The sequence below is a fragment of the Klebsiella sp. CN_Kp066 genome (assembly GCF_040065135.1).
Taxonomy (GTDB): Bacteria; Pseudomonadota; Gammaproteobacteria; order Enterobacterales; family Enterobacteriaceae; genus Klebsiella; species Klebsiella oxytoca.
In genome coordinates this window covers 50,639-73,619 of sequence record NZ_JBEAIU010000025.1, presented here as the reverse complement: position 1 = coordinate 73,619, position 22,981 = coordinate 50,639, and the positions used below count along the sequence as shown (strand labels likewise).

Annotated in this window: 22 protein-coding genes; 8 read left to right on the top strand and 14 right to left on the bottom strand. The window is 55.1% G+C overall.

The window, feature by feature from the left end; all coding sequences use genetic code 11:
- The first annotated feature begins 47 nt into the window (after window positions 1-47).
- Window positions 48-275 (top strand): YceK/YidQ family lipoprotein, encoded by a 228-nt coding sequence (locus ABLV75_RS06785; protein WP_004101029.1) that lies wholly within the window; start codon window positions 48-50, stop codon window positions 273-275.
- Here the strand turns inward: ABLV75_RS06785 and ABLV75_RS06780 are convergent, their stop codons facing one another.
- The 3 genes from ABLV75_RS06780 to ABLV75_RS06770 all read right to left on the bottom strand — a co-directional run bounded on the left by ABLV75_RS06780 (window position 276) and on the right by ABLV75_RS06770 (window position 3,096).
- Window positions 276-662 carry a MysB family protein gene (locus ABLV75_RS06780; RefSeq protein ID WP_004101030.1) on the bottom strand — a complete coding sequence of 129 codons (387 nt, stop codon included), beginning with the start codon at window positions 660-662 and terminating at the stop codon, window positions 276-278.
- Between the two features lie 79 nt (window positions 663-741).
- Window positions 742-1,992, bottom strand: coding sequence for a multidrug efflux MFS transporter MdtG (mdtG, locus tag ABLV75_RS06775; protein WP_004101031.1), 1,251 nt, complete (start codon window positions 1,990-1,992; stop codon window positions 742-744).
- 183 nt (window positions 1,993-2,175) lie between these two features.
- Window positions 2,176-3,096 carry an LpxL/LpxP family Kdo(2)-lipid IV(A) lauroyl/palmitoleoyl acyltransferase gene (locus ABLV75_RS06770; protein ID WP_004101033.1) on the bottom strand — a complete coding sequence of 307 codons (921 nt, stop codon included), beginning with the start codon at window positions 3,094-3,096 and terminating at the stop codon, window positions 2,176-2,178.
- A 209-nt stretch (window positions 3,097-3,305) separates the two neighbouring features.
- Between ABLV75_RS06770 and ABLV75_RS06765 the strand changes: the two genes are divergently transcribed.
- Window positions 3,306-4,370 (top strand): rhodanese-related sulfurtransferase, encoded by a 1,065-nt coding sequence (locus ABLV75_RS06765; protein WP_004101035.1) that lies wholly within the window; start codon window positions 3,306-3,308, stop codon window positions 4,368-4,370.
- Here the strand turns inward: ABLV75_RS06765 and ABLV75_RS06760 are convergent.
- The 8 genes from ABLV75_RS06760 to mdtH all read right to left on the bottom strand — a co-directional run bounded on the left by ABLV75_RS06760 (window position 4,356) and on the right by mdtH (window position 10,435).
- Window positions 4,356-4,469 carry a YceO family protein gene (locus ABLV75_RS06760; RefSeq protein WP_004101037.1) on the bottom strand — a complete coding sequence of 38 codons (114 nt, stop codon included), beginning with the start codon at window positions 4,467-4,469 and terminating at the stop codon, window positions 4,356-4,358. The two genes, ABLV75_RS06765 and ABLV75_RS06760, sit on opposite strands and share 15 nt — an antisense overlap.
- 74 nt (window positions 4,470-4,543) lie before the next feature.
- Complete coding sequence (gene solA / locus ABLV75_RS06755; protein ID WP_004101038.1) at window positions 4,544-5,662, bottom strand: N-methyl-L-tryptophan oxidase; 1,119 nt, start codon at window positions 5,660-5,662, stop codon at window positions 4,544-4,546.
- 124 nt (window positions 5,663-5,786) lie between these two features.
- Complete coding sequence (bssS, locus tag ABLV75_RS06750) at window positions 5,787-6,041, bottom strand: biofilm formation regulator BssS (protein WP_004101039.1); 255 nt, start codon at window positions 6,039-6,041, stop codon at window positions 5,787-5,789.
- 286 nt (window positions 6,042-6,327) lie between these two features.
- A complete protein-coding gene (gene dinI, locus ABLV75_RS06745; protein WP_004101040.1) occupies window positions 6,328-6,573 on the bottom strand; it encodes a DNA damage-inducible protein I in 246 nt (81 codons plus the stop codon).
- A gap of 72 nt (window positions 6,574-6,645) precedes the next feature.
- The gene (gene pyrC / locus ABLV75_RS06740; RefSeq protein WP_004101042.1) at window positions 6,646-7,692 is read right to left on the bottom strand and encodes a dihydroorotase; all 1,047 of its coding nucleotides are present in this window, start codon (window positions 7,690-7,692) and stop codon (window positions 6,646-6,648) included.
- A 123-nt stretch (window positions 7,693-7,815) separates the two neighbouring features.
- Window positions 7,816-8,376 (bottom strand): lipoprotein, encoded by a 561-nt coding sequence (locus ABLV75_RS06735; protein WP_004101044.1) that lies wholly within the window; start codon window positions 8,374-8,376, stop codon window positions 7,816-7,818.
- Window positions 8,377-8,513: 137 nt separating this feature from the next.
- Window positions 8,514-9,161 (bottom strand): glutaredoxin 2, encoded by a 648-nt coding sequence (grxB, locus tag ABLV75_RS06730; RefSeq protein WP_004101046.1) that lies wholly within the window; start codon window positions 9,159-9,161, stop codon window positions 8,514-8,516.
- 65 nt (window positions 9,162-9,226) lie between these two features.
- A complete protein-coding gene (gene mdtH, locus ABLV75_RS06725) occupies window positions 9,227-10,435 on the bottom strand; it encodes a multidrug efflux MFS transporter MdtH (RefSeq protein WP_004101048.1) in 1,209 nt (402 codons plus the stop codon).
- A gap of 229 nt (window positions 10,436-10,664) precedes the next feature.
- Between mdtH and rimJ the strand changes: the two genes are divergently transcribed.
- The 4 genes from rimJ to murJ all read left to right on the top strand — a co-directional run bounded on the left by rimJ (window position 10,665) and on the right by murJ (window position 14,480).
- Window positions 10,665-11,249, top strand: coding sequence for a ribosomal protein S5-alanine N-acetyltransferase (gene rimJ / locus ABLV75_RS06720; protein WP_004101049.1), 585 nt, complete (start codon window positions 10,665-10,667; stop codon window positions 11,247-11,249).
- 9 nt (window positions 11,250-11,258) lie between these two features.
- Window positions 11,259-11,906, top strand: coding sequence for a YceH family protein (locus tag ABLV75_RS06715; RefSeq protein ID WP_004101051.1), 648 nt, complete (start codon window positions 11,259-11,261; stop codon window positions 11,904-11,906).
- A 2-nt stretch (window positions 11,907-11,908) separates the two neighbouring features.
- Window positions 11,909-12,832: a Gfo/Idh/MocA family oxidoreductase gene (locus tag ABLV75_RS06710; RefSeq protein WP_004101057.1), complete on the top strand. Its 924-nt coding sequence runs from the start codon at window positions 11,909-11,911 to the stop codon at window positions 12,830-12,832.
- A 112-nt stretch (window positions 12,833-12,944) separates the two neighbouring features.
- Window positions 12,945-14,480 carry a murein biosynthesis integral membrane protein MurJ gene (gene murJ, locus ABLV75_RS06705; RefSeq protein WP_004101058.1) on the top strand — a complete coding sequence of 512 codons (1,536 nt, stop codon included), beginning with the start codon at window positions 12,945-12,947 and terminating at the stop codon, window positions 14,478-14,480.
- A 53-nt stretch (window positions 14,481-14,533) separates the two neighbouring features.
- Here murJ and ABLV75_RS06700 read toward each other — a convergent pair whose 3' ends face one another.
- Window positions 14,534-15,748, bottom strand: a complete 1,215-nt coding sequence (locus ABLV75_RS06700; protein ID WP_004101059.1) for an MFS transporter — start codon at window positions 15,746-15,748, stop codon at window positions 14,534-14,536.
- Window positions 15,749-15,857: 109 nt separating this feature from the next.
- On the opposite strand from ABLV75_RS06700, the gene ABLV75_RS06695 reads away from it, so the two are divergent.
- Window positions 15,858-16,793: a LysR family transcriptional regulator gene (locus ABLV75_RS06695; protein WP_004101060.1), complete on the top strand. Its 936-nt coding sequence runs from the start codon at window positions 15,858-15,860 to the stop codon at window positions 16,791-16,793.
- A 35-nt stretch (window positions 16,794-16,828) separates the two neighbouring features.
- Here ABLV75_RS06695 and rne read toward each other — a convergent pair whose 3' ends face one another.
- Entirely contained in the window at window positions 16,829-20,065 is a 3,237-nt protein-coding gene (gene rne / locus ABLV75_RS06690; protein WP_004101061.1) for a ribonuclease E, read from the bottom strand.
- 697 nt (window positions 20,066-20,762) lie between these two features.
- Here rne and rluC point away from each other — a divergent pair.
- Entirely contained in the window at window positions 20,763-21,716 is a 954-nt protein-coding gene (rluC, locus tag ABLV75_RS06685) for a 23S rRNA pseudouridine(955/2504/2580) synthase RluC (RefSeq protein ID WP_098992436.1), read from the top strand.
- 11 nt (window positions 21,717-21,727) lie between these two features.
- Here the strand turns inward: rluC and ABLV75_RS06680 are convergent, their stop codons facing one another.
- Complete coding sequence (locus ABLV75_RS06680; RefSeq protein WP_004101071.1) at window positions 21,728-22,873, bottom strand: alpha/beta fold hydrolase; 1,146 nt, start codon at window positions 22,871-22,873, stop codon at window positions 21,728-21,730.
- Window positions 22,874-22,981: the final 108 nt, after the last annotated feature.

Here is a 22,981-nt window from a genome sequence, read left to right as displayed (position 1 = left end):
CCGGCAATAGTGCCGGTATTTTTTTGACCTGAGAATAGAGGTTGTTGATGAGAGTTTTGCTGGTTATCGCATTGACGCTGCTGCTGAGCGGCTGCGGGAGCATTATCAGTCGCACGGTGCCAGGGCAGGGCCATGGAAATCAGTACTATCCCGGCGTGCAATGGGATGTCCGTGATTCCTCATGGCGCTACATCACGATCCTCGATCTGCCCTTTTCGCTGGTGTTCGATACGCTTCTGCTGCCGCTTGATGCCAGCCATGGCCCCTACAACTAATTAGCGTTCATCCCATTCATCGGCCGCAGCCTGGCCCTCTTCGGTATCGAGCGAGGGTTCAAGCTGAAATTCACCTTCATCCCATTCATGCAGCGTGTTCTCTTCCAGCCACTCCTGGCGCAGCTCAATCTCATCATAATCACCGTCAAAGACGCTTTGCGCAGCCTGGCCGCTGAGTACTGGCAGGCATTCTCCCTGCTGATCTTCGTCGGCAAAAAATTCTGCCTGCCAGGCAATATCACCGTCCTGAAGCACGTACTTCTGGATATTTAACTGCTCAATGCTGGCGCTTTCTTCGTCGCTGTCCGGATTATTAGCCAGAAACTCCTCGCGGGCTGCATCGATTGCTTCTTCGAGCGTGGCATAGAACATCGAATCCTTTGGCATGGCTAACCTCCTAAGAAGAATAGAAATGAATACGATTCAATCTATAGAAGGCGGTTGGCAATGCGTCAAGGAGGGAGCATTAATTTACCGAATGATTGCCGGAACCCGGATTGTCCGTAGCCCGCTGACGACGAACGCGGCCAAGGGTCAGAGTTGAGTAAACCGCGTTAAACAGCACCACAAATGCGGTCACCAGAAAGACCGCCCGAAAACCGTAGTTGGCGGAAACCGACGCGCCGATCAGCGGTCCAGTGACGTTACCGATATCGCGAAACGACTGGTTATAGCTGAATATTCTGCCCGAGATTTGGCTGGTCGAGTTATACACCAGCAGCGTCTGTACCGCCGGCAGCAGCGCGCCGTCAGCGGCGCCTAGCAGGAAGCGCAGGATCCCCAATTGCAGCGGCGTCTGGACGAACGACATAGGAATCAGGAGCAGGACTGAAATCACCAGCGCGACGATCAGGATCTTCTCCGGACCAATACGATCGCCGAGCTTCCCGAGGCGAGGGGCGCTAAGCAGGGCGGCAATGCCGGGGACTGAAGCTATCATACCGCTGATAAACGCAATATTACTTACGTTGCCAGCAAGATCGCGCACGTAAAGCGTCAGAATCGGAGCGATGGAACCGGTAGCGACCTGGATAATCAGTGATGTTACAAACAGGCTCAGCACCAGCTTTGGACTTTTAAGCGACGAAAAGACGTCTTTCGCGCTGAGCATCTCTTTTTTGCTGACCGCGACAAAATTCTCGCGGATGAGAAACAGGGTAAATAAGAAACAAATAAACAGTACGCTTGCTGTCATAAAGAAGACGGTGCGTAACCCCCAGTGGTCGGCCAGGAAGCCGCCAGCCAGCGGCCCCAGCAGCGCGCCGCTAACGGCCCCCGTAGAGAGGGTCCCCAGCGCCCAGCCGCTCTTATGGCGGGGGATTTGCGTTGCGATCAGCGCATTGGCGTTGGGAATAAATCCGCCGAGCAGGCCTAACAGCGCGCGCAGGATCAGAAATTGCCAGATATTCTGCGCCAGCCCCATGAGCAGCATGACGATAGCCATACCGAGGGCTGAGCGCAGCAGCATTATTTTGCGCCCTTTGCGGTCCGCGAGTCCGCCCCAGAAGGGAGAAGCTACGGCTGAAAATAAAAAGGTAATGCTGAAAACCAGCCCTGACCACATATTCAGGGCACTGTGGCCGGTGACGCCGAGCTGTTCAACGTACAAAGGGAGAAATGGCATCACCAGGCTAAAGGCCGCCCCGGTTAAAAAGCAGCCGAGCCAGGTGACGGTGAGATTACGTTTCCAGTTAATAGGGGTATCAGCAGACGACATAGGATTCCACTGGCCTGCAGCGCAGGTCAAATAATTGAAAATATGAGCATGCTAATTATGCGCCTGAGAAATGACAGCCGCAATGCAGGAGAGCTTTTAAAGCTAAAGGAGGGGACTAAACAAGGTGACATATCCCGCATCCGTGTTCAGATGCGGGATAACCAGGCGGAAAATGGAAAAGATTTAATAACGAGAAGGAACGCCTTCCGGACGCGTTTTAAAGCGGCGGTGCATCCACATATACTGCTCCGGCGCCATTAATATGCATTTCTCAACAACTTTATTCATCCATAGAGCGGTCGTCTCCGCATCGTCCAGCGGCGGATCGCACTCTGGCGGCAGGATGATCAGCTCATAACCTTTACCGTCGGGTTTACGGCGCGGAACGAAGGGGACGATGCAGGCTTTTGACATCTTTGCCAGCATCCAGGTGCCGGAGGTCGTCGCGGCCTGGTCAACGGCGAAAAACGGCACAAACACGCTGGCGGCGGGGCCATAGTCGTGGTCCGGCGCGTACCAGATCACTTCTCCCTTTTTCAATGCGCGGATCATACCCTTGAGATCTTTACGATCGATCATGTCTTTGTTGGAGCGCAGCCGTCCCCAGGTCTGTAGCCAGTCGATAACCGGGTTATCATTAGGGCGATAAACCCCGATACCCGGCTCATTGATGCCGAACATGCGGGCGCCCATTTCCAGGGTCAGGAAATGAATGCCAATAAGCAAAATGCCGCGCTTTTGCGCCTGTACATCGCGGATATGCTCTACGCCGATGGAGTCCGTCCAGCGCGCAATACGCTTCGTCGGCCAGAACCAGGCCATACCGGTTTCCATCAGCCCCATACCGACGGATTCAAAGTTTGCCACGACCATCCGGTGACGCTCTTGCTCGCTTTTATCAGGAAAACAAAGCTCCAGATTGCGATGGGCTATTTTTGCCCGGCGCTTCATTAGCCGCATGGCGATACGCCCAAGACCAGTACCGAGGCGATAAATCAGCGGATAAGGCAGCTGAACTACCAACCACAGCAGGCCGATTCCTAACCAAAGCAACCAGTAACGCGGGTGCAGCAACGCTGCGGAAAATTTAGGTAAATGGGTCATCTCATACCTGTTTAATTAAGCAACGTGTTCTATTATCGCATTTTTTTATGCCTCAGCCAAAATACCGGCCTCAGATGGCATTTAATGTTAATGCAAGCAAATATGGGTGAGAAAAATGTAGCGCAAAATGTAGGGATGTAAATTAAGCGTGTTTGCTATATGATGCCCGCCGTTTATTTTACTCATTGACTATGCCGAGCAGGTACACCATGCCAGTGTTACATAACCGCATTTCAAATGAGACGTTAAAAGCGCAAATGTTGGCTGAAACCGAGCCGCGCACGACGATCTCGTTTTATAAATATTTCTCTATTATTGACCCAAAAGCCACGCGCGATGCGCTGTGGATTGCGCTGACTAAGCTTAATGTCTTTGGCCGAATTTACCTGGCTCATGAAGGGATTAACGCGCAAATCAGCGTCCCGCAAAGCCGGGTCGATGCGCTGCGCGAATTCTTATACGGTTTTGACCCCGCCCTCAATGGGCTCCGCCTGAATATCGCTCTGGACGATGACGGTAAATCATTTTGGGTTCTGCGCCTCAAGGTTCGCGATCGGATCGTGGCGGATGGAATTGACGATCCGACATTTGATGCCACGGACGTGGGGGATTATCTGAAAGCCGCAGAGGTTAACGCGATGCTGGACGATCCCAATGCGGTCTTTATTGATATGCGCAATCACTACGAGTATGAGGTTGGCCATTTCGAGAACGCACTGGAGATCCCGGCGGATACTTTTCGCGACCAGCTACCAAAAGCCGTGGAGATGATGCAGGAACATAAAGATAAGAATATCGTGATGTACTGCACCGGCGGTATCCGTTGTGAAAAAGCCAGCGCCTGGATGAAGCACAACGGATTTACTAAAGTCTCGCATATTGAGGGCGGGATTATCGAGTATGCGAGACGCGCCCGCGAGCAGGGGCTGCCGGTACGCTTTGTCGGTAAAAACTTTGTCTTCGATGAGCGGATGGGGGAGCGTATCTCAGATGACGTTATCGCCCATTGCCATCAGTGCGGCGCTCCGTGCGATAGTCATACCAATTGCCTGAATGATGGTTGCCATCTGCTGTTTATCCAGTGTCCTTCCTGCGCGGAGAAATTCGCCGGCTGCTGTAGCGAAGCCTGCATGGAAGAACATAAGCTGCCGGAAGAGGAGCAGAGAAAACTGCGTGCCGGACGGGAAAATGGCAATAAGATCTTTAATAAATCCCGCGGTCGTCTGAATACTAAGCTGGGGATCCCCGATCCTGAGCCGTCAGAAAAACCATAACCAGATAAGATCGATAAACGCCAGCAGCAGCCACAGCGCCAGGTAGATCATAAAATGTTCGCGGACGTTGTTAACCAGTAATTCAAACAGGCGACGCATCATCTCTCTCAGTTATTAACGGCCTCAAACGAGGCCGTTTCTTTAGCGTAGTTGTGACGTTGGGCAGCGGGCAGTTATTTATTAAACCGCGCCAGTGAAAACGCAGATAGATCAAATCCAAAGGGTTCTTCAAGCGCGAACCGTGTGGCCAGTTCGCCTAAAACCGGAGCAAATTTAAAGCCGTGACCGCTCAGGCCGGTGATCAGCAGCGTATCCGGCTGGCCGGGTAGCATATCAATAATAAAGTCTTCGTCAGCAGTATTGTCATAGGTGCAGGATGCGCCGTGCAGGCAGCCGCCGATACCGGGCAACACGTTACGCAAGAAACTAAAAGATTCTGAACCGTCCGTGGCAACAGAGCCAAACGGCTTGCGCTCCTCCGGAGTGGAAATAAGCTGCCCGCCGTTATGCTTACCGATTTTTAATTCGTTATCTTCTGCCGGGAAACCGTAAAACTGATCGCCATTGGCTAACTCGCCGGTAAACGCCGGGAAGTTATTTTTGCTGCTGTAGCGACCATCGGCCTGAAACCAGGCGAAAATTTTACGTACCGGTTGGACAGGGAGTTCTGGCAACAGACGCGTAACCCAGGTACCGGCGCTGACAAGGAGTTTTTTGCCGCTGTACTCGCCGTCCAGCGTCTCAACGGTTACGCCGTCCGGTTGGTGGTGAATAGCAGAAACCGGGCAGTTGAACAATTGCGCAGCTCCCGCTTCGCGTGCCAGACGGATCCAGGTTTCAACGGCCAGTTCGCTGCGCAGTATCCCGGATGCGGGTTCAAATATCGCCCGGTAATCGTCAGGAATACGAATTTCCGGCCAGCGAGTCATCACTGTCTGCGCATCCATTTCTTCAATATTGAGCTGGAACTCGCGCGCGCTGCTGGCCACGTTGCGCAGAAAGTCGGAGTCGGCAGGCCCGAGGTTAATCACCCCTGTACGCTCAAAAACGGCTTCCCCACTGGCGGCGGCAAACTCATCCCATAGCTTCTGCGCGCGTAGTACCAGAGGGACGTATCTTTCGCCTTCGCCGTAAGCATGACGTATCAGACGGGTGCTGCCGTGATGGCTACCTTCCTGATGCGGAGGCTGATAGGCATCAATCATCAGTACGTTAAGTCCTGCCTGGCGAGCATAATAGCCTGCGGCAGCGCCGACGGAGCCGCTACCGATAATGATAAGATCGTATTGCATGGTGAGTTCCAGGTTATTGCTTTATTAGCAGGGTAATTAACAACCTGCTGATATACAAGCCCGAAAATAGTTCAGGCACCCGAAGGTGCCTGTTAGGTGAATATTAAGACATTTTTGCTAAATCTTAATGTCTTCGATACTCATTTTCCTGGTATTCGCCTGATTCAATCTTCGCAATACCTGCTTCCAGAATAGAAATAAACTGACGTGCGACGTCCGTCGTTAGCCATAGCGTCTGGCCAATCTCTGCGTCTCTACTGCTTTCTTGAGCGGGGTTTTGGTAGTGCAGGCGCAACATCAGCGCATCGTAACTATCTACGGTGCTGATGTCCCATCCAACGAGGGGATGGGTCTGGATGACTTCATTATTCTTTTCCATCATAACCCCTTATTCATATGTTAAAAGACAACAGTTCTCGAGGTTTAATGCGTGTTTTTTGAAGCAAGTTAATTATATCAGCAGTCAAGAATAAACTCGAGAAATTAAATGAAAAAGAGATACATACGCTGCTGACTGCTGTTTTTTTACGCAAACACAATTCAGTTATACGTTATTTTTGAAGGTGCTAAGCAAAAGCAATAGGGGGAAGTCTGAGTATCAAAAAAATAAAAAAGCCGGGGCGACCCGGCAAAAAGTTGCACAATGAGGGAGCAAATTTAATTGACTAGTCGCGGACAAACCAGTCGTCAGCGCTTTCCCAGGTTTCTTGCAGGATTTCGCTAATCCGGTCTTTGTCTTCTTTCAGGCCGCCGATAACCGACAGATTGTTATTAGCCGCGTAGCGAACCGTCACCTGGCTTGACGTCGAGGGGAACTGCTGTTCGATACGGCGGGAGAGTTCATTGTTCAGCGCATCTAAAGCGCCGTTGGGTAAGGCTGTCGATTTGGCGATAGAGACTTCGATACGCATAATTGCCCCCTGTGTAATGTACTGTTTATTTATACAGTATGGTTGTCGCATTTACAACAGGGGGAGAGGTATTTATTTCTTCATGCTCCAGCGCACGGTTTCTCCTGCCAGGAACGGCACCAGCGCGTCGCCAGGCAGAGCGATACTCTCTACCACCAGGCTCTCTTCGCGCACCAGCTCAACGTAGCCTTCATTGACCGGCAGACCATAGAAGCGAGGGCCATTAAGCGAACAAAAGGCTTCAAAGTGCTGCAGGGCGTTCATCTCCTCGAACACCGTGGCGTAGCTGCCCAGGGCGGTCGGGGCGTTAAAACAGCCTGCACATCCGCAGCTGGCTTCCTTACGATGGCGGGCATGCGGAGCGGAATCAGTACCGAGGAAGGCGCGGTCAAAACCGCTGGCCACCAGTTCGCGCAGCGCCTGCTGGTGAATATTGCGTTTAAGGATCGGCAGGCAATAAAGATGGGGACGCACGCCGCCAACCAGCATATGATTGCGGTTAAACATCAGGTGCTGCGGGGTGATGGTCGCCGCCAGCAGCTCATTGCCGTCGCGTACGTATTCAGCGGCATCTTTGGTGGTGATGTGTTCGAACACCACTTTCAGACCCGGCAGGCGCCGACGCAGCGGCTCCATGACGGTTTCAATGAACCGCGCTTCTCTGTCAAAAATATCGATGTCCGCGTGAGTGACTTCACCGTGCACCAGCAGGGGCATACCCAGCTTTTCCATGCGCTCCAGTACCGGCATGATTGCATCAGTGCTGGTGACGCCGTGGCTGGAGTTGGTGGTGGCATTGGCCGGATAAAGTTTGGCGGCGGTGAAAACGCCCTCGTTGAATCCGCGTTCCAGCTCAGCAGGGTCGAGCGTATCCGTCAGATAACAGGTCATCAGCGGCGTAAAATCGTGGCCCGCCGGGATTGCCGCCATGATGCGCTGGCGATAGGCAAGGGCGGCTTCGACGGTGGTGACAGGGGGTACCAGATTCGGCATCACGATCGCCCGGCCATAAAACTCACTGGTGTAAGGCACGACGGTTTTTAACATATCGTCATCGCGCAGATGGATATGCCAGTCGTCAGGGCGGCGGATTTTCAATACCTGGGATTGTGCTGTCATGGAAGGCTCCGGCTAAATAGGGTCAGTCATCAGGGCTGTTTTTGCCGGGCACTAAGGATAAGCGTAAACGTTTTCCTTTGCATCAACTTCTGTAAAAAAACGGGCGCTTCTGCGCCCGAGCCGTTAGTTAGTGAACGGGATAATAATCTCACCTGGCTTAACCTCAATCCCTTTCGCATACTTTTTCGCCAACGCTTCGCCCGCGCTGGCGTCTTCGCGCAGGACGTAGGCAGGCTGCTGATTGAAGTAGCTACGCAGCGACTGATTCAGGTAAGGAATGAGCGTCTGTACCACGGACTGCAGTTTTTCAGGTTGAACCTTTGCGTCCACCACCTCCATTTCCTGCAGGAAAATGGCGCCTTTCTCTTTGTTGAAGGTCGGCAGCGCTTTTAGCTTCAGGTCAATGGTCGCTTTCTGGTTCCCGAATAGTGAATTCAGATCTAAATTAGCAACGCCGCTTAGCGTCACTTTATTGGGTTCTTCACGACCAATCGCGCTGGTCAGGTTTTGCAGTTCAATATGAGCATCCGCAACGCCGGGCAGGCCAATATCCTTGGCGAAGTGGTTACGTTTCTGCAGCGCCTGGTTGATCTCCTGCTCACTCACGGAATATTGCGTAAGCTGATTACAGCCGCTCAGCAGGCCGCTGACGATAAGCGCGGCCGCGATAAACATCTTTTTCATTGGATTCCTTAATGTCATGCCATGGGTTCATCCTGACACAAAGCAGCATGACCCGCCAGCGCAGGAGGTGCTAGCGGAAAAGACTTAAAAAGCGGGCGGTGAGGCAGCGAAGGGCAATACCTTCCGCTGCCCTGAGCTTAAATAGCCATTGAGGAAAGCAGATTGATTTGCGTCTGTTTAGCCATATTGTCGCGATAGGCGGCCACGCGGCTCGGCCAGTTCACCCCGGCAACCAGCGTCAGATTCCGCAGGAGTGGGAAGAGATGAATATCATCTTCAGACAGCTCCCCGTTGACGGCGTTTGGCTGGACGATAAGTTTATCCAACGCGCGCAGATCGTCGCTGATGTTCTTAACCAGACCGGTAGAATGGGCGAGGTGATCGGCAAAGCTACCGATAGCCGCTTCCTTCTTATTCACAAAATAAGCGCGCGCCTCTGGGGTTGAGAATTCATCAAATGCGGATTTGGCGAAACGCGGGATCAACAGACGATTCGCGTAGACGTTGACCTTGCGCAGCCAGGTTTCAATAGCCGGGTTACGCGCTCCGGTCAGTAGCGGTTTTCCATCAAGTTTATCGACATAGTGCACGATATCCATGCTTTCTGGCATATAGCGACTATCGTCTTTTTGCAGGATGGGCGCCATTTTCTGGCCGATCATGCGGGTTGGGGTTGATTCATCATCGTTCAGGAGCGTGATCAGTTCGACAGGGATATTTTTCAGGCCGAAAATCATGCGGGCTTTCAGGCAGAACGGGCAGTGATCGTAGATATATAACTTCACGTTTCTCCTCCATTGTTGCTGAACTTCCTCAATTCAGTATGGAGGAGAAACGACGGTCCGGCAAATCAGGTGCGCGGCTCGAGCATACCGGACGTTGAACGTTTTGGACTGAACTGCCACCACAGAGCAACAAACGTCGCAAGACCGATCGCGCCCAGCATCAGCCACGGCAGCTCCGGCTGACCCGTCGCCTTACCGGCATCGAACAGCCAGCCGCCGCCTGCGTAGCCGAAAGCGCCGCCGAAGGCTAATCCCAGACGGCTAAAGCCCATATAGCTGCCGCGCGCTCTGGCATCCGCCAGCGAAGCGCCAAGCGTCTCGCGCGCAGGCTCGGCGATGATGGACCCGATATAAAACACGCAGATCAGCGTGAACAGCTGCTGCAGATTGCTGCTCAGGCCAATCGGCATCATTGCCAGCGTCATAATCAGCAGTCCGGTCATCAGCCGATGCTCAAGGCGAAACCGTTTTTCGCTCCAGCGGGCAATCGGATAAAGCAGCGTCAGTGAAATGGTGGCTTCGATGGCATACATCCATTTTACCGCCGCCGGAGAACCCGCAATATCGTTAACCATAATCGGCAGCATTAACATGACCTGTACTGCCAGCATGTAATATCCGGTTAGCGTCAAGACGTAGGTGACAAATCGTTTGTCACGCAGCACGCGGCCCAGCCCTTCACGAACCGGCGTTTTGACCGTTGACAGCTTCCAGGCCGGGAGATACCAGGCATTGAACGCCGCGCAGGCGATAAACAGGGCCGCTCCAGCGCTGCACACCAGACGAAAATCATACTGCAGCAGCCAGCTACCCAGCAGCGCGCCGATCACCGCCCCGGCGCTGTCCTGCATCATCAGAATGGAGAAGAAACGCCCGCGCTGGTGTGGGCGAACCAGCTTAACCACCAGCGCCGCCCGCGGGGGATCGAACAGCGTACCGCCGAGACCGGAGAGTATGCAGGATAACCACAGGACCCATGGTTCATGGGCGACGGCCATCGCGGCGAAACCGGCAGCGCGCATCAGCATTCCGGTGACGATCATCGGTTTGGCACCAAAACGGTCGGCAATCGCACCGCCGAATATCCCTAAACCTTGCTGCACCAGTTGACGCAGCCCGAGCGCAATGCCGACCATTAACGCGGCCCACCCCATCTGATCGACAAAGCGAATAGAGATGAGCGGGAACACGACGAAAAAGCCGAGTACGACCAGCATGTTATCAACTAACAGGAAATATTTACCCAGGCTCCTTGCCTGCGATACGCGGGACATTTCCCCTCCCGGGAAAAATAAGAATAAGCTCTGATATTTTGCGGGGTTAATGGCTATTTTCCCAGCTAACTCGCGACAATATTTTTTTATCAAAATGCAAGAACGATAGAGGCTATTCATCGAAAAGCAGAGATGGTGCAGAAAATGGTATGTTGCTGTTTTCACACATCCCTGCAGGACAGGTATAGTAAAGTCAGCAAGTATTGCGTCAGGGGAACAGGAGAGGGGAATGTTTGGCTATCGCAGTAACGTACCGAAGGTGCGTTTGACGACGGATCGGCTGGTGGTGCGGCTGGTACACGATCGTGACGCCTGGCGTCTGGCCGATTACTACGCGGAAAATAAAGGGTTCTTAAAACCCTGGGAACCAGTGCGCGACGACAGCCACTGTTATCCTTCCGGCTGGCAGGCGCGTTTATCGATGATTTCGGAGTTTCACAAGCAGGGTTCGGCATTCTATTTTGCGCTGCTGGACCCCGAAGAAAAAGAGATTATCGGCGTGGCGAATTTTTCGAACGTGGTGCGCGGATCGTTTCATGCCTGCTATCTCGGTTACTCTATCGGAGAGAAATGGCAAGGGCAGGGGCTAATGTTTGAAGCGCTGACGTCGGCAATTCGCTATATGCAGCGCACGCAACATATCCATCGCATAATGGCAAACTATATGCCGCATAATCAGCGTAGCGGCGATTTGCTGGCGCGTCTGGGTTTTGAAAAAGAGGGTTACGCCAAAGATTACCTGCTCATTGATGGGCAGTGGCGCGATCACGTACTGACGGCGTTGACGACACCGGACTGGACCCCGGGTCGCTAAGGAGACATCATGAAATATCAGTTAACCGCGCATGAGGCGCGAGTCATTGGCTGTCTGTTGGAAAAGCAGGTCACCACGCCGGAGCAGTACCCCCTGTCGGTCAACGCGGTGGTGACCGCCTGTAATCAGAAAACGAACCGTGAACCGGTGATGTCGCTCAGCGAAAATGACGTGCAGGAGCTCCTCGATACGTTAGTTAAGCGTCATTTTTTGCGTACGGTAAGCGGTTTCGGCAATCGGGTGACCAAATATGAACAGCGCTTCTGCAACTCTGAATTTGGCGACCTGAAATTAACTCCAGCGGAAGTGGCAATTATTACCACGTTGCTGCTGCGCGGGGCGCAGACGCCCGGAGAACTGCGCGGGCGGGCGCAGAGAATGCATGAATTCAGCGATATGGCAGAGGTGGAAAGCGTCCTCGAAAATTTGGCTACGCGAGACGACGGCCCCTATGTTGCGCGTCTGCCGCGGGAACCCGGGAAGCGTGAAAGCCGCTATATGCACCTGTTCTGCGATGATATGGATTCGCTGATTACCGCCGTTGAAGCCGTTTCGCCGGCGGGTGACGATCTCCAGGCCCGCGTTGAGGCGCTGGAAGCGGACGTCGCTGAACTTAAAGCGCGTCTGGATTCACTGCTGCCTCATTCAGGAGATTAAGCATGTCGGCGAAACTACGCATCGGCGTCGTTGGTTTAGGTAGCATTGCGCAAAAGGGCTGGCTGCCGGTGCTGGGAGCAGCGGATGGCTGGACGCTACAGGCGGCGTGGTCGCCGGGAAAAGAGAAAGCGCTGCGCATCTGTGAAACGTGGCGTATCCCCTATGCGGATACTCTGGAACAGCTGGCGGCGCAGTGTGATGCTGTATTCGTCCATACTTCAACGGTTTCACATTATGAAGTGGTTAGTCGGTTACTCAATGCCGGAGTTCATGTCTGCGTTGATAAACCGCTGGCCGACAAGCTTAGCGATGCGGAGACGTTGGTTGAGCTGGCGGCCCGCCGCCATCTTACTCTTATGGTCGGATTTAATCGCCGCTTCTCCCCTCTCTATCGCGAACTTAAAGCTCAGCTCGGTAACGCGGCTTCGCTGCGGATGGATAAACACCGTAGCGACAGCGTGGGCCACGATCTGCGCTTTACGCTGCTGGATGACTATCTGCATGTCGTCGACACCGCGCTATGGCTGGCGGGCGATAAAGCCCGTTTAAACGGCGGTACGCTGCTCACGACGGCCCAGGGTGAAATGCTTTATGCTGAACATCATTTCAGCTGCGGGATGATCCAAATGACCACCAGTATGCACCGCCGCGCTGGAAGCCAGCGGGAGTGGGTGCAGGCGGTAACCGACGGTGGATTATATGAAGTCCGTGATATGCGGGAGTGGCAGGAGGAGCGGGGGCGCGGCGTGATCCAGCGTCCGGTCCCCGGCTGGCAGACCACCCTTGAGCAACGAGGATTCACCGGCTGCGCCCGGCATTTTATCGAATGCGTGCAAAATCAGACGGTTCCTGAAACCTCCGGCGAACAGGCGCTGCTTGCTCAGCGTATCGTGGAGAAACTCTGGCGCGAGGCGATGAGCGAATAACCCGTTGTAACAACTGGCAGTAGTAATTCATTATGAACCCGGTAGACTATCGCCACTTTCCAGCGCCCGCCTGAGCGGGCGTTTTACTCCAGGGTTGTGGAATAACACGTTAATGAATCTTTTAAAATCACTGGCGGCCGTCAGTTCGATGACCATGTTTTCGCGCGTGCTGGGTTTTGCGCGCGATGCGATTGTGGCGCGTATTTTTGGCGCAGGGATGGCCACCGACGCCTTCTTCGTTGCTTTCAAACTTCCGAATCTTTTACGGCGTATTTTTGCTGAGGGCGCGTTCTCACAGGCTTTTGTGCCGATTCTGGCGGAATATAAAAGCAAGCAGGGTGAAGATGCGACCCGGGTTTTCGTCGCCTATGTTTCGGGGCTGCTGACGCTGGTGCTGGCGCTGGTGACCATCGCTGGTATGCTGGCGGCACCGTGGGTGATCACCATCACCGCGCCGGGATTTGCCAATACGCCCGAAAAGTTCGCCCTGACCACTCAGCTCTTGCGCATCACTTTTCCCTATATTCTGTTGATCTCCCTGGCTTCACTCGTGGGCGCCATCCTGAATACCTGGAACCGCTTTTCGGTGCCTGCTTTTGCTCCGACTTTCCTGAACGTCAGCATGATTGGTTTTGCGCTGTTTGCCGCGCCCTACTTTAATCCGCCGATGCTGGCCATGGCGTGGGCGGTGACGGTTGGCGGTATTTTGCAGCTTGCCTGGCAGCTGCCGCATTTGAAGAAAATCGGCATGCTGGTGCTGCCGCGAATCAACCTCAAAGATGCCGGCGCGGTGCGGGTGGTGAAACAGATGGGGCCGGCGATCCTCGGCGTCTCGGTTAGCCAGATTTCCCTGATTATCAATACCATTTTTGCCTCGTTCCTCGTCTCCGGCTCGGTGTCATGGATGTACTATGCCGATCGCCTGATGGAGTTTCCGTCCGGCGTGCTGGGCGTGGCGCTGGGGACCATTCTGCTGCCTTCTCTGTCCAAAAGCTTTGCCAGCGGCAATCACGACGAATACTGCCGTTTGATGGACTGGGGATTGCGCCTGTGCTTTCTGCTTGCGCTACCGAGCGCCGTGGCGTTAGGGATACTGGCCAAGCCGCTGACGGTCGCGTTATTCCAGTACGGAAAATTTACCGCCTTTGATGCCGCGATGACCCAGCGCGCGCTGGTCGCTTATTCCGTTGGCCTGATGGGACTCATTGTGGTTAAGGTACTGGCTCCCGGGTTCTATTCGCGTCAGGACATTAAAACGCCGGTGAAAATTGCCATCGTCACGCTGATCATGACGCAGGTTATGAACCTCGCCTTTATTGGTCCGCTAAAGCATGCCGGTCTGTCGTTGTCGATTGGCCTGGCGGCCTGCCTTAACGCCGGGCTGCTCTACTGGCAGCTGAGGAAACAGAAAATATTCACCCCTCAGCCCGGCTGGTTCCTGTTCCTGCTGCGCCTGGTGATTGCCGTCATCGTGATGTCTGCGGCGCTGTTGGGTGTGATGTACCTGATGCCGGAGTGGTCGCAGGGGACGATGCCGTTCCGCCTGCTGCGTTTGATGGTAGTCGTGGTAGCGGGTGTCGTCGCCTATTTCGCGACGCTGTTGCTGCTGGGCTTCCGCGTCAAAGAGTTTGCTCGCCGCACGGTCTAAGTTCTCTTCCTGACACAAAAGCCGCCCTGTATTGCCAGCAGGGCGGCTTTTTTTTACCTGACGGTTCGTTGCGCCGAAACGACCCTCGCGCTTTCTATCAGGCGGATGCCGAGGGCGATAGCGCCGGTAATGACGGCGAGAGTCACTACACCGCTCCAGCCTGCTATCACATACAGTTTGCTTCCCAGCACTGAGCCGAGCGACATTCCGATAAACACGCCGGTAAACAACAGCGCATTGAGACGACCGCGCGCCTGAGGCTCCAGACCATACACCAGGTTCTGGTGCGCCACGAGGCTGGATTGCAGTCCAAGGTCAAAACCGACGGCCGAGATGGCAATCAGGATCAGCTGGCCATGCGGCGGTAGCGCAGGCAGCAGAAACATCAGGGCAAAAGAAACGGTAACCAGCGCCGCGCCCATTTGCGTGACTTTTTCGGCTCCGAATTTATCGGCCAGGCCGCCAGCCAGCGGGGCGGCGAGCGCCCCGGCAGCGCCTGCAATACCAAAGCCGCCGGCTACCGCGCTGCCCATCTGATAGTGCGCCAGTAACATGACCGCCAGGGTGGACCAGAATGCGCTGAAGGCGATAGAGAGGAACCCCTGAGCGAATGCGGCGCGACGCAGTGCCGGATAGCGTTTCCACAGGTGGGCCATCGATTTCATCAGCTGCGGATAAGTCAGGTTTGAGTGAATTTCAAAGCGCGGCAGCACGCGCCACATCAGCAGACCAATCAGTGCAATACTGACCGCAGCGGCCTGATACATCACCCGCCAGCCGAATAGCGCACCCACCAGCCCGCTCACCGTCCGTGACAGCAGGATCCCCAGCAGCAGGCCAGTCATGACCGTACCCACCATTTTCCCTTGTTTACCCGCAGGAGCCAGAATCGCGGCAGCTGGTACGATATCCTGCGCCATTGTCGCAGCCATCCCGATCAGCAAACTAACCATCAACAGAGTGGTGAGCTGACCGGTAAGGCTGCAGAGCAGCAACAGGACTGCCAGCGCGGCGCTTTTCATCAGGATCAGCTTTCTGCGATCGTGACGGTCGCCAAGCGGTAGAAGGAAAAGTATACCCAGCGCATAGCCCGCCTGAGTCAGGGTCGGAACCAGACCCATACCCTCAACGCTCAAATGCAGGTTTGCTCCCATTAGCGGCAGCAGCGGCTGCGCGTAATAGATAGCGGCAACGCTGAAGCCTGCGCCGAGCGCAAGGATAAATATTACCCAGCCGGCTGCGCGGGAGGTGAGTGGTGTCGGTGTCATGATTGATTCCTCTTAGAAGCGATGGCGCTATTTTTCCCGTAATGAGGCTGGCGCGGTAGATAGCCCGGTGGTAAAACGGTTATACGCTAAACGTATAGGCACAAGAAAAATGAAGAAGCAGGAGCGTATAGATCGTATTGAACTGATGCGTACATTCATTCGGATTGTCGAAGCCGGGTCTCTCTCCGCTGCGGCGGTCCAGATGAACACGACCCAGGCGACGGTAAGTCGACGACTCCAGTCGCTGGAAGGGCTGCTCGGCGCAAAGCTGATCCTGCGTACCACCCATGCGATGAAGCTGACCGATGACGGCGAGCGCTGTTACCAGCATGCCCGACAGATCGTCGATGCGTGGCTGGCGCTGGAAGACGACCTGCGCATCACCGATGACCGTCCGGTGGGGATATTAAGGGTACGGGCGCCGCATGCGTTTGGTCAGCAGCAGCTGCTGGGGCCGCTGGTGGACTTTCTGCAGCGCTATCCCCAGCTCTCGGTCGAATGGATGCTGAATGATAAAACCGTGGATTTCCTGAGCGATGGCATCGACTGCGCGATTCGCGTGGGGGCTGAGGTGGATCCGGCTACGGTGTCGGTCCTGCTGGCCGAGGTGCCGCGCAGCGTAGTGGCATCGCCGTCGCTGCTGGCGAACTATCCGGCGTTAACCGAGCCGCAGGAGATGTCGCTGCTGCCCTGGATAGCCATCAGCACGTTCTATCAGCATGAGGTGATGCTGCAATCAGAGGTGGATGAGCAGCTTATAACCTTTAGCATTGCTCCGTGCCTGAGTACCGACAGCGTACATGTCGCCCGCAATACCGCGCTGGCGGGGCTGGGCGCGGCGATTGTTTCGAGCTGGGCGGTAGCGGAGGATATTGCCGCCGGGCGGCTGGTGGAGCTATTCCCACAGTGGCGTGCCTCACCGCTGCCGGTACATCTTGTCTATCCCTGGGCACGCTATTATCCGACGCGGTTGCGTAAGTTTCTCGATTTGATGCGCGAGGTTATGCCGCAGATTGCGGGGATGCAGCGACCGGAAGGGGAATAAAAAAAGACCGGCCGCTGGGGCCGGTCTGGTAGGCGTTACTCTACGGGCTGCGGACGGGTAGGCCCGGCAGCGGCTTTATGGGTCGCGCTATGGCCACCAGCAGCGCCCTTACCGTCAAAATCAAAGCTCGGGCGAACCCAGTCGCTTTGACGAGGCGCTTCAGGGACGTAGTCTGGCGCAGGCGCGCGGGTCATCGGCGCGGTGGCGTGACGATTGGCGACCTTAACGACCGGCACAGTCGTGACAACAGGTTGAGTCTTCACTACCGGCTCTGCCGCCGGTGCCGGCTCAACCACCGGTTCGGAGACGACAGGCGCTTCTTCAACAGCGGCCGCGGCTTCTTCAACCGCAGCAGGTTCAGCGACCGCTGCTTCCGGCTCGACAGCCTCTTTCGCCACGACGTCGACGGCTTCTGCGACAACCTCTTCGGCGACGGTTTCATCAGCCTCGGCAATCAGCTGCGGCTGTTCATCAACCGGTGCGGCGATAGCTTCCGGGTGCGTGGTTTCGACAACCGGAGCTTCAGGTTCGTTCATCATCGCCACAGGCTCAGAGATGACGACCGGCTCAACAACGCGCTCTTCAACTACCTCCGGGGCAACCACTTCAGAGACAGCCGGTTCAACGGCGGCCGCAGGGGTGATAACGGGGTCAACCGCGGTGGTAGCGAACTCCTGTACCTGCGCTTCTTCTTGCTGCTGGTCCTGCGGGCGAACGACAGGGTAACGGATCCACACTTTACCAGATGCCATTTCCGGCGATGCGCAGGCTACGGTCAGCGGCATCGGGGATTGCGTCGGGTAACGCTCATCACGGTAGCGACGACGGCGTTGGCCGCTTACGCGCAGGTGACGAGGGGAACGGCGCGAACGACGCGGCATACCGTTAGCTTCGCGTGCTTCGCCGGTATCGTCATGTTCCGCAGCGGTTTCAACAACCGCCGGCAGGTCGACTTTCGCCAGTTCCGTGCGCGGAGCTGCGGCTTCGGGTTGGACGGCTGGCGCTTCGATGACCTGAGGCGCGGCTACCGGCTCGACAACCTGCTCAGCGGCAGCAGATTCAATACGTACCTTCTGCGACAGCTGGCGCGGCTTGCGGCGCGGCATGGTCTGCACGCGTTCTTCCTGCTCGCTATCCTGTACGACCGGTTCTTCACGAGTTTGCGCTTTAGCTTCCTGCTGAACCTGACGCTTATCGTCGTTACGACGGCGATTGCGTTCACGGCGCGGCGGTTGATCGTCGCGAGCTTTGCCCTTGTCGCTATCTTCTGCCGTTGTCTGGCGGATTTCGCGAGGTTCGACGTTCTGCTGCTTCTCGCGGCGGTTACGGCGGTTTTCTTCGCGAGATTCACGAACTTCGCTATTCTCGGCACGATTGTCGCGGTTGTCACGATTATCGCGGCGGTCGTTGCGATCGCGGCGGTTGTTGGCGCGCGGTTTGCGACGTTCCTGCTGGCGCTCGGATTTCTCCTCCGCTTTTTTCTCAACCTGGACTTCTGTCGGCTTAGTTTCTTCTGCGCCGGAGAAAATATTTTTCAGGGCGCTGAAGAAGCGTGCAACCAGACCCGGCTGCGCTGGCACTGCCGACTCAGGTGCGGAAGCGGCTGGTGTTCCGACGGCAACCGTAGCTTTAGCAGGCTCTTGCTGAGCCGGCGCTGGTGGGGCATCAGGCATGACAAAAGCGGCCAGCGCCGGTTGCTCCGGAAGTTTACGCTCGGCCGGCTCTTCATCAGAAGGCATAGCCATCTCTTCTTCGTGCAGTTTCGGCAGCAGATAGCTCAGCGTGGAGGTCTCTTCACCCTTACGTACGCGCAGAACGGAGTAGTGCGGCGTTTCCATCTGATCGTTTGGCACGATGATGACGCGTACATCGGCCTGGCGGGTTTCAATGGCGCTTACTGCAGCACGTTTTTCGTTCAGGAGGTACGAAGCAATCGGCACCGGAACGATAGCGTGGACTTCTTTAGTGTTCTCTTTCAGCGCTTCTTCTTCGATCAAGCGCAGAATGGAAAGCGACAGCGATTCGTTATCGCGTACGGTACCCGTTCCGCTACAGCGCGGGCAGACGTGATGGCTGGACTCGCCAAGCGACGGGCTCAGACGCTGACGCGACATCTCCAGCAGACCAAAGCGTGAAATGTGGCTGATCTGGATGCGCGCTCTGTCCTGGCGTACGGCTTCGCGCAGGCGGTTTTCTACCGCACGCTGGTGACGTACCGGGGTCATATCGATGAAGTCGATAACGATCAGACCGCCGAGGTCGCGCAGGCGCAGCTGGCGAGCAATTTCATCGGCCGCTTCGAGGTTGGTGTTAAACGCCGTTTCTTCGATGTCGCCGCCGCGGGTAGCACGGGCGGAGTTGATATCGATAGCGGTGAGCGCTTCGGTGCTGTCGATTACGATAGAACCGCCGGAAGGCAGGCGCACTTCACGCTGGAAAGCGGATTCAATCTGCGACTCGATTTGGTAGTGGCTGAACAGCGGAATTTCACCGGTGTACAGCTTGATTTTGCTGCTGAAATCCGGACGCCCAAGAGCCGCGATATGCTGGCGCGCCAGCTCAAGCACTTTCGGGTTGTCGATAAGAATTTCGCCGATATCCTGACGCAGATAGTCGCGGAAAGCGCGCACAATCACGTTGCTTTCCTGATGGATCAGGAACGGAGCAGGGCGGCTTTCTGCGGCTTTCTGGATGGCTTCCCAGTGCTTCAGGCGGAAGCTTAAATCCCACTGCAGCGCTTCGGCGGATTTGCCGACGCCAGCGGTGCGAACGATAAGTCCCATGCCATCCGGCAGCTCAAGGCTGGCCAGCGCTTCTTTCAGCTCGGTACGATCGTCACCCTCGATACGGCGTGAAATACCGCCAGCGCGTGGGTTATTCGGCATCAGTACCAGGTAGCTGCCCGCCAGGCTGATAAAGGTGGTCAGCGCGGCGCCTTTATTGCCGCGCTCTTCTTTATCAATCTGCACAATCACTTCCTGACCTTCACGCAGCACGTCCTTGATGTTAGGGCGGCCGTGGGAACTGTAGTTGGCAGGGAAGTATTCGCGGGCAATTTCTTTAAGAGGGAGGAAACCATGACGCTCGGCGCCATAATCAACAAACGCGGCTTCGAGGCTAGGTTCAATACGAGTGATTTTGCCTTTGTAGATGTTCGCTTTTTTCTGTTCGTGCCCGGGGCTTTCGATATCCAGGTCGTACAGGCGCTGCCCATCAACAAGGGCGACGCGCAACTCTTCCTGCTGAGTTGCGTTGATTAACATTCTTTTCATCGTAACTTACTCATTATTCTTACATTGACGACTAAGCTACGGGCAGAGTAACGCCTTACCGGGGGAAACCGATGGCCTCGTGTCTGTTTCACGTCGCCAACCTCACGGTTGTCGCGCGCTTAAGAGGCGCAGAGTGTCGGTCGCCTGTATTTCAAACGGAAACACAGCGCAATTATCAGGGGAACTGCCTGGGATGTATCACCAGAGAAGATTCCATTTATACCCATCGTTTTTCAAGCAGCAGGCGTGGCGGCTTAACCTGTTCATTCTAATCATTTGATCGAAATGAGCGCCGGGATATCCCAGTGTGAACGCCTTCCTGCGACGTGAAATCCATAGAGCCTGTACCGGTAAGGACTGCAACCCGCAGCCCGCTAACTGTCTGAAAGATCAATACGTCTTACGCCATTGCTGCGTTGATGATCGGTCAGACAAAATTGGTCATTCCGCTAATTTCTTGTTCTAACAAGTTTCAGCACGGAAAACGGCATCATTATTCCATTGCTAAGCTCGTTATAGCAAGTTGACTTTCACCTTTTATCACCCGGTTACCCACAGTTTTTTCACCCGCGTATACGGATTGTTCTAATAACAAACAAAACGATGATGAAGCATGCGGCGAAAACCGGATGATAATAAATATAAGCATATAAAAATGAGTGGCGCTAATTCGTCGGGCTATTTAGAATCGCGCACCATGAAAACTGAGATCCCAAGCGTAAAAATGGTTGCCATTGCTGATGATGAAGCAGGGCAACGTATCGACAACTTTTTGCGTACGCAGCTGAAGGGCGTACCAAAGAGCATGATTTATCGCATCTTGCGAAAAGGCGAGGTGCGGGTCAATAAAAAGCGCGTCAAGCCTGAGTATAAGCTGGAAGCCGGCGACGAAGTGCGCATTCCGCCGGTCCGCGTCGCGGAGAAAGAAGAAGAGGCGGTCTCTCCCCACCTGCAGAAAGTTGCTGCGCTGGCCGATGTGATTTTATATGAAGACGATCATATTCTGGTGCTTAATAAACCTTCCGGGACAGCGGTACACGGCGGCAGCGGGTTGAGCTTCGGCGTGATTGAAGGTCTGCGCGCGCTGCGCCCGGAAGCGCGCTTCCTTGAGCTGGTGCATCGCCTCGATCGCGATACCTCTGGCGTTCTGTTGGTCGCCAAAAAGCGTTCCGCGCTGCGTTCCCTGCACGAGCAGCTGCGCGACAAAGGAATGCAAAAAGACTACCTGGCGCTGGTGCGCGGGCAGTGGCAGTCCCACACTAAAGTGGTGCAGGCTCCGCTGCTGAAGAATATTCTGCAGAGCGGTGAACGCATCGTGCGGGTTAACCAGGAGGGGAAACCGTCGGAAACGCGTTTTAAAGTCGAAGAGCGTTATCCCCATGCGACCCTGGTGCGCTGCAGCCCGGTAACCGGCCGTACCCATCAAATCCGCGTGCATACCCAATATGCCGGTCACCCTATCGCTTTTGATGATCGCTACGGCGACCGGGAATTCGATAAGCAGCTGTCAGGCACCGGCCTTAACCGGCTGTTCCTGCATGCGGCGGCGCTGAAGTTTACGCATCCGGGGACAGGGGAAGTGATGCGTGTTGAAGCGCCTTTAGATAACCAGCTTAAGCGTTGCCTGCAGGTTTTACGTAACACGAAGTGATACGGACTTGCTCAGGGCTTGAGCCACTTATCAAGCCAGGGGAACACTTCATCCTGCTGTTCTTGATAAAAGACGTGGCCCAGTTCCGGCCACGTTCTGGTCTCCAGCTTATCCTGCGCGTTCTGTGACGCCCATACGTTATGCACCTTAGCGAAGGCGTCATTAACGGCTGCAGCGGGAAACAGCTTATCCTGCCCTCCGCTATAAATCAGCATCGGCCTGGGCGCTGCAATGCTGGCGATGTCGGGAATATCAAGATGTCCGGCCAGGCCCGGATGAAGCATATAAAACGCCGATTGACCGCGCAGAACGTTGTTGCCTGGCTGCATCAGGCCGTTCCAGGTACCGAACCAGGAGATCGCGGCAGTGGCGGCGACTTTGTCAGACAGGGCGGCCAGTTGCCAGGCGCGAAAACCGCCCATTGAAAAACCCAGTACCCCGATGCGTTTATTATCAACCTCTTTTAACGTACTGACGAAATCCACGGTTCGCAGATCTTCATAGGCGACTTCCCCTGCCAGCGAGCGCCCAAGGTTAAAATAGTTACTGGCCAGCGCCTGCTGCTGCTCGTAGGTCATGGGGCCGCGATCCCCCCAGCCCGGGCTATCAATGGCGATGACAACATACCCGCGCTGCGCCAGCTCATCGCCGATGAACCGACCGCTGAAAAATTTATCTGCCCATGCCTCGGCGCTGGCCAGGCGTGCGGCATCCCGCAAAGGACGAATCAGTTTCTCCTTGCCTATGTCAAATTTTGAGCCATGGTCGTGCAGCAGGACAATGGCCGGGTGAGGGCCTGCTGATTTGGGCGTTAACATCAGAGCGGCAATCCGGTTTTCATCTGTGACGTTAAATGCCAGTTTCTCGGCGCGATAGGTGCCCCGATCTTCGCTCATCAGCGTTTGTGGGGTGAACGGGCTTGCTGATGTCGGCGTTAGCAGGGATTGCCGAAGCAGCGTGCGGGCGTGCTCTCGCCATTGATCGAAATGACGATACTTTCCAGAGAGCCACGAGTCCGGATACGTCATCTGCGCTTTCAACTGTTGCCAGGAGGCGGGTAAATTGCCTTCTACGACGCCCTGGCGCTGCCAGTCGCTCGCGTTGACGCTGGCGGCGGCCAGCAGGGTGAGGGTCAAAAGCGTAGCGCGAAAAGGCATAGTGGCTCCATTTTTAAAATAAAACGTTGTTTTATTATTTTAATGGTGCGGCAAAAATAAACTGTGACAGGTAAGGCATTACTGTTGTGGGGGAGTACGCGTTGAACT

Excerpts from the sequence above, each read along its gene's own strand:
- ABLV75_RS06765 (WP_004101035.1), top strand. The coding sequence starts at position 3,306 with ATGCCAGTGTTACATAACCGCATTTCAAATGAGACGTTAAAAGCGCAA.
- ABLV75_RS06735 (WP_004101044.1), bottom strand. The coding sequence starts at position 8,376 with ATGAAAAAGATGTTTATCGCGGCCGCGCTTATCGTCAGCGGCCTGCTG.
- ABLV75_RS06715 (WP_004101051.1), top strand. The coding sequence starts at position 11,259 with ATGAAATATCAGTTAACCGCGCATGAGGCGCGAGTCATTGGCTGTCTG.
- ABLV75_RS06680 (WP_004101071.1), bottom strand. The coding sequence starts at position 22,873 with ATGCCTTTTCGCGCTACGCTTTTGACCCTCACCCTGCTGGCCGCCGCC.
- rluC (WP_098992436.1), top strand. The coding sequence starts at position 20,763 with ATGAAAACTGAGATCCCAAGCGTAAAAATGGTTGCCATTGCTGATGAT.
- ABLV75_RS06695 (WP_004101060.1), top strand. The coding sequence starts at position 15,858 with ATGAAGAAGCAGGAGCGTATAGATCGTATTGAACTGATGCGTACATTC.
- rne (WP_004101061.1), bottom strand. The coding sequence starts at position 20,065 with ATGAAAAGAATGTTAATCAACGCAACTCAGCAGGAAGAGTTGCGCGTC.
- mdtH (WP_004101048.1), bottom strand. The coding sequence starts at position 10,435 with ATGTCCCGCGTATCGCAGGCAAGGAGCCTGGGTAAATATTTCCTGTTA.
- solA (WP_004101038.1), bottom strand. The coding sequence starts at position 5,662 with ATGCAATACGATCTTATCATTATCGGTAGCGGCTCCGTCGGCGCTGCC.
- ABLV75_RS06700 (WP_004101059.1), bottom strand. The coding sequence starts at position 15,748 with ATGACACCGACACCACTCACCTCCCGCGCAGCCGGCTGGGTAATATTT.
- pyrC (WP_004101042.1), bottom strand. The coding sequence starts at position 7,692 with ATGACAGCACAATCCCAGGTATTGAAAATCCGCCGCCCTGACGACTGG.
- ABLV75_RS06785 (WP_004101029.1), top strand. The coding sequence starts at position 48 with ATGAGAGTTTTGCTGGTTATCGCATTGACGCTGCTGCTGAGCGGCTGC.
- ABLV75_RS06760 (WP_004101037.1), bottom strand. The coding sequence starts at position 4,469 with ATGCGTCGCCTGTTTGAATTACTGGTTAACAACGTCCGCGAACATTTT.
- rimJ (WP_004101049.1), top strand. The coding sequence starts at position 10,665 with ATGTTTGGCTATCGCAGTAACGTACCGAAGGTGCGTTTGACGACGGAT.
- ABLV75_RS06710 (WP_004101057.1), top strand. The coding sequence starts at position 11,909 with ATGTCGGCGAAACTACGCATCGGCGTCGTTGGTTTAGGTAGCATTGCG.
- ABLV75_RS06780 (WP_004101030.1), bottom strand. The coding sequence starts at position 662 with ATGCCAAAGGATTCGATGTTCTATGCCACGCTCGAAGAAGCAATCGAT.
- murJ (WP_004101058.1), top strand. The coding sequence starts at position 12,945 with ATGAATCTTTTAAAATCACTGGCGGCCGTCAGTTCGATGACCATGTTT.
- ABLV75_RS06770 (WP_004101033.1), bottom strand. The coding sequence starts at position 3,096 with ATGACCCATTTACCTAAATTTTCCGCAGCGTTGCTGCACCCGCGTTAC.
- dinI (WP_004101040.1), bottom strand. The coding sequence starts at position 6,573 with ATGCGTATCGAAGTCTCTATCGCCAAATCGACAGCCTTACCCAACGGC.
- bssS (WP_004101039.1), bottom strand. The coding sequence starts at position 6,041 with ATGGAAAAGAATAATGAAGTCATCCAGACCCATCCCCTCGTTGGATGG.
- mdtG (WP_004101031.1), bottom strand. The coding sequence starts at position 1,992 with ATGTCGTCTGCTGATACCCCTATTAACTGGAAACGTAATCTCACCGTC.